4 protein-coding genes and 1 pseudogene are annotated in these 4,287 nt (G+C 25.2%); all 5 read left to right on the top strand.

The annotated features are described in order from the left end of the window. A pseudogene (locus HNP68_RS06100) lies at positions 1–549 on the top strand (tape measure protein); the annotation flags it as partial. Between the two features lie 316 nt (positions 550–865). Next, positions 866–1,966, top strand: a complete 1,101-nt coding sequence (locus HNP68_RS06095) for a plasmid maintenance protein (RefSeq protein WP_183221473.1) — start codon at positions 866–868, stop codon at positions 1,964–1,966. 8 nt (positions 1,967–1,974) lie between these two features. Continuing rightward, positions 1,975–2,535, top strand: a complete 561-nt coding sequence (locus HNP68_RS06090; RefSeq protein ID WP_183221471.1) for a DUF226 domain-containing protein — start codon at positions 1,975–1,977, stop codon at positions 2,533–2,535. Next, positions 2,511–3,275: a ParA family protein gene (locus tag HNP68_RS06085; RefSeq protein WP_183221469.1), complete on the top strand. Its 765-nt coding sequence runs from the start codon at positions 2,511–2,513 to the stop codon at positions 3,273–3,275. Before HNP68_RS06090 ends, HNP68_RS06085 begins: the two co-directional genes overlap by 25 nt. Positions 3,276–3,301: 26 nt before the next feature. Further along, a complete protein-coding gene (locus tag HNP68_RS06080; protein WP_183221467.1) occupies positions 3,302–3,862 on the top strand; it encodes a chromosome replication/partitioning protein in 561 nt (186 codons plus the stop codon). Positions 3,863–4,287: the final 425 nt, after the last annotated feature.

Genomic DNA, 4,287 nt, shown 5'->3' with positions numbered 1-4,287 from the left:
CTTACTAAAGCTGAGGAAAATAAGAAAATAGAAACCGAGAGAGAAAAAAAACTTTCCAACCTAGAAAATGAACGAATTAAGGCACAGGCCGAAGTCGACAAGGTAAATGCTGAGCCGGGATACTTAGGTACTGGATGGTACTTCTCAAAAGCTAGTGATTTAGAAAAGACGCAAAAAATTTTAGATGAAATACTAAAAAGAATTGCAACAGTAAAATCGGCTGGCTCCATCGAAGAAATAAAATTTGCTCGTGGTGGTGCACGGTTCGTTTCAAACAAACCAACATATATGCCAAACTCAGGTGTAATGTCTAGTGAATTCGGTCAACCCGAACTGGTAAGAATAACTCCTGCACCAATAGATGAAAATCTACGCAAACTTGAAGCTAAAATCATTGCAGAAGAAATTGCCAAATTACAAAAAAGCGAAAATAGAACAATTGTTCAAAATTTCAATTACAACTTCAATGGCGATGTGCTTGATGCTGAAAAATTAGTTAGAATGCTAAAATCAAAAGAACATTTGATGGGCTTCAGAATGGCAGAATGAAAAAAATGTAAAAAAATTTTCAAATTGCTTTGTATTTTACAATTATTAATATATAATTACTAGTGTAATAAGTTAGTAATTTATTACTTAACTTATTACTCCTTGAAAAAGACTATTAACTTTTGTTAATAGTCTTTTTCTTTCATTCTAATGGTTGTGAATTATGACTATTTAATTTTTGCATTTCAGTAAAAAATTTCTCCATTCTTGTCGAATAAGTTTACTTTTTACCATGTTTTGAGTTATTATTATTCTTGATAGAAAACTTTAATGGCAATGTTATTAAAGTTTTTGCATGAAAAAATTGAGGAAAAAAATGAAAAACATAAAAACTAACAGCAATAAATACCAACATAAATTAATTGTCTTAATATCCACATTAAGTTATGCAAATTCAAACCTTGAGCAATATACTCAAAGTGATATACTGTATTATTTTAATAACAATATAAAAAGGAATGGTCAAAGGGAAGTTAAAATTAAAACTCTACAAAACTACCTTTACAAACTAGAAACAGTTTTTAGGGTAACTAATAATTACTATAAACATTTAGGTGTTAACATGGGTACCGAAGTTTACTACAAACTTAAATATCCTAAAAAAGAGTGCTACCGAATAGTTAATAAACATTTTAAAGATAAAAAAAAGAATAAATATAAAAGCCGTGTTAATTCCTATTTTGAAAAGAATTGCATTAAAAATAGCAATGTAGAAAAACAGGAGTGTTATAATAATAAAAATAATAATAAAGAAGAAAAAGAGACCATAAAAAAATTACAAATAAAAAATTACATAAAAAAATGTAATTTCGGATCGAATATATCTCATTCTATTTTAAATCTAAAATTAGAAAAAGAAATTACGATTGAAATATGTAAAATTATAAAAAGATCAGTAAATTTAATTAAAAAAAATATATACAAAAAAATATATAGCACTAAGTTACCAACAATGAAAAAGCTTAAAAACAAGCAAAAAGAACTAAGTAAAATACTAAACAAAATAAAAAATGAATTAAAAAATGAAAATTATGACAGCAAACAATTAAAAATAAAAGTTGAAGAAATATATAAAAAATATAAAAACAAGCCACATTTCATTATAGAAAACAACAAATACGATGATTTAGAAAAAATAGTAAAAAAACTAAAGAATAATCTTAAGAACAAAAAAATAAATGAAAAAGAAGACAAAACAGATATCAAAAACAATGTTTTCAATATACTCATTGAACAATTAAAAAATAAAATAAAGCTTAGTATTTTAATACCGTTATTGAAAAAATATTTAGACAAAAAAAGCAGTTTAGAATATAGCAAGATATTTAATAATCACTACTATTATGAGATTCTAAAAATGATAGAGTCCAATGAATATTATTTGAAATCAAAGGAATTTGAAAATAATGCTAATTAGAATTAATTGTGGAAAATGTATTAGAACCTATCAAAACCAAAAAAACAATGATCAAAAAAAATAAAAAAACTCGCATATTTATTAAAATAGAAGAGAATAACAGTAAAAAAATATATCATACAAGGATAATGAATGATTTATATGTATTTGGTGTCAATAAAAATCAAAAAAATAAATTTTTCATTTCATTTAGAGGATTGTTTAATAAAAAAAAAATTAGTGAATTTAATTTGTTTTCCTTAAAAGGAGATGATAAATTTTTAGGTATTTATTATGGATACAGAAAGCCAATACGAAACGTTGTAACAAAATACCAAGAAAACAACACTACAAAATCATATACATTTTCAAAGGCTTATTATATAGAATTTAGATTTAAAAAGGGGAGCATCTCCTGCTATATTAAAGGGATATCTCGTTTAATTAAAAAAGAAAAATCAGAAACAAAGTATAATCAATCTTTACTTAAACTAATAAGTAAGCTAGAAAGAGAAGTATACAATTTTTACAATAAAAAGTTGCCAAATGGAGGAATTATAAAAAAATGGATAGAAAGAAAACAGAAATAATAACAATTGCATCAATTAAGGGCGGGGTTGGTAAAAGTGTACTAGCAATCATTTTTAGCCACATCTTAAAAAATTTTGATAAAAAAGTTTTACTGATCGATTTAGATCCTCAAAATAGTTTAACTAGTTATTTTATTGAGAATATAAAGGGTGTTGAAGGAATTAATGTTTACTACATGTTTAAAGAATATAAAAACTTTGACTTGAATAAGTATTTAAACAAAATAAATAGTAAAATGTATATTATTCCTTCTCATCCAATTCTATGTAAATTTGAACAAGAAGATGAAAGATATAAAGAACAATTATTGGAACATTGTATAAAAAAAATTTTATCTAATAATGATTTTGACTATATAATAATTGATACACCCCCTAGTTTGGGCCCCCTATTATACAATGCTTTAAATATTACAGACAAGGTTATTATACCTATTCAAATTGAAAGATGGTCTGTTGAGGCGTTTCCCATGTTAATGGATGCAATAGAAGAAGTTGATATTTTTAAAAATAAAAAAATAGACGTTTCAATAGTAGAAAATCAGTTTGTTAAAAATAGAAATACTTTTAGAGACGTAGAAGAGGTGGTGTTTAAGAATTATGGAACCTTTATTAAAGGTAAAATTCATAGCCTTAATAGTATTAAAGTTTTAATTAATGAACTAAAAGAGCCTGATATTGAAGCAATGTATTATAAAGAAGCTCAGGAAGCTTTGGAAAAAATAATAAAAGTACGCTAAGCGTACTTTTATAAGTGGAGGTAGTTGTGTCTAAAAAGGAGCGAAAAGAAATTATTCTAAATAATAGGAAGACCGGTGTTAATCAATTTAAAAATAATTGCGATAAAGATGATGAAATAGAGTACGAAAGCTATAAAAATCAAATAAGAAGAATCACTATAAGTGAAGTAAACAATAAAATTGAATTAATGGAAATTTTATATAAAATAAGAACCAAAAAACTTTATCAGCTTGATGGGTACAAAAAATTTGAAGACTTTCTTAAAAAATTTATCATAGGAAGAACCCAAGCATTCTTATACTTGAGGCTTTACAAAAAAGTATTATCAGGCGATTTAAAAATAGAAGAAATAAAGCAGTTTGGATTTGCAGAAACATATAATAGAATTAAAAAATCTAACGCAGATAAAAGAATTGAAAAAGAAAATCCGGCAAAGATATTGAGATTTCAATTTCAAAATCAGGAAAGTTATGATTTTTATGGTAAAAATATACAATTTACTAGCTTTTTTTTAGATAAAGTTTTTAAATATAAAAAAGATTTACTAAAGGAGTTTATGGAAGAATTTGAAAGTTTGCGCGGTTAATTGCAGAAAATATTTTCTCATGCGAGCCGCTATTTCTGTGAACTGCTATTTCTAAATCAAAGATTATAGAAATAGCAGTTCACAGAAAATTTATTTTGGGGAGGGGGGTAAATTTTGTCAATAAGAATTGATTTTATTTGGAATTTGGGGTATTCTAATTATTGTTGGTTGAATTATTACTCATTTAGTAATTCCACAATTTTTCATGTCAATTTTTAAAGGCTTTGGGTCTTGGTTAAAAGTTCTTTCTAAGAGCTTTCAACTAAGACCCAAATTGAAACCACCCTATCTGTCAACTATTATTTCTAAATCAAAGTTTATCAAAAAAATAGCAAAGAATACTCCATCTATAATTTCTATGAAATTTAGGTGGAGATGAATTTGCAACGTAAGTTAATATATAATATAATAATTTAAAAAATAAT

The organism is Borreliella yangtzensis (assembly GCF_014201775.1).
GTDB lineage: Bacteria > Spirochaetota > Spirochaetia > Borreliales > Borreliaceae > Borreliella > Borreliella yangtzensis.
This window is presented reverse-complemented; position numbering and strand designations above follow the sequence as displayed.

Bases quoted from the DNA above. Each gene is read 5' to 3' on its own strand.
- HNP68_RS06095 (WP_183221473.1), top strand. From the start codon at position 866: ATGAAAAACATAAAAACTAACAGCAATAAATACCAACATAAATTAATT.
- HNP68_RS06085 (WP_183221469.1), top strand. From the start codon at position 2,511: ATGGATAGAAAGAAAACAGAAATAATAACAATTGCATCAATTAAGGGC.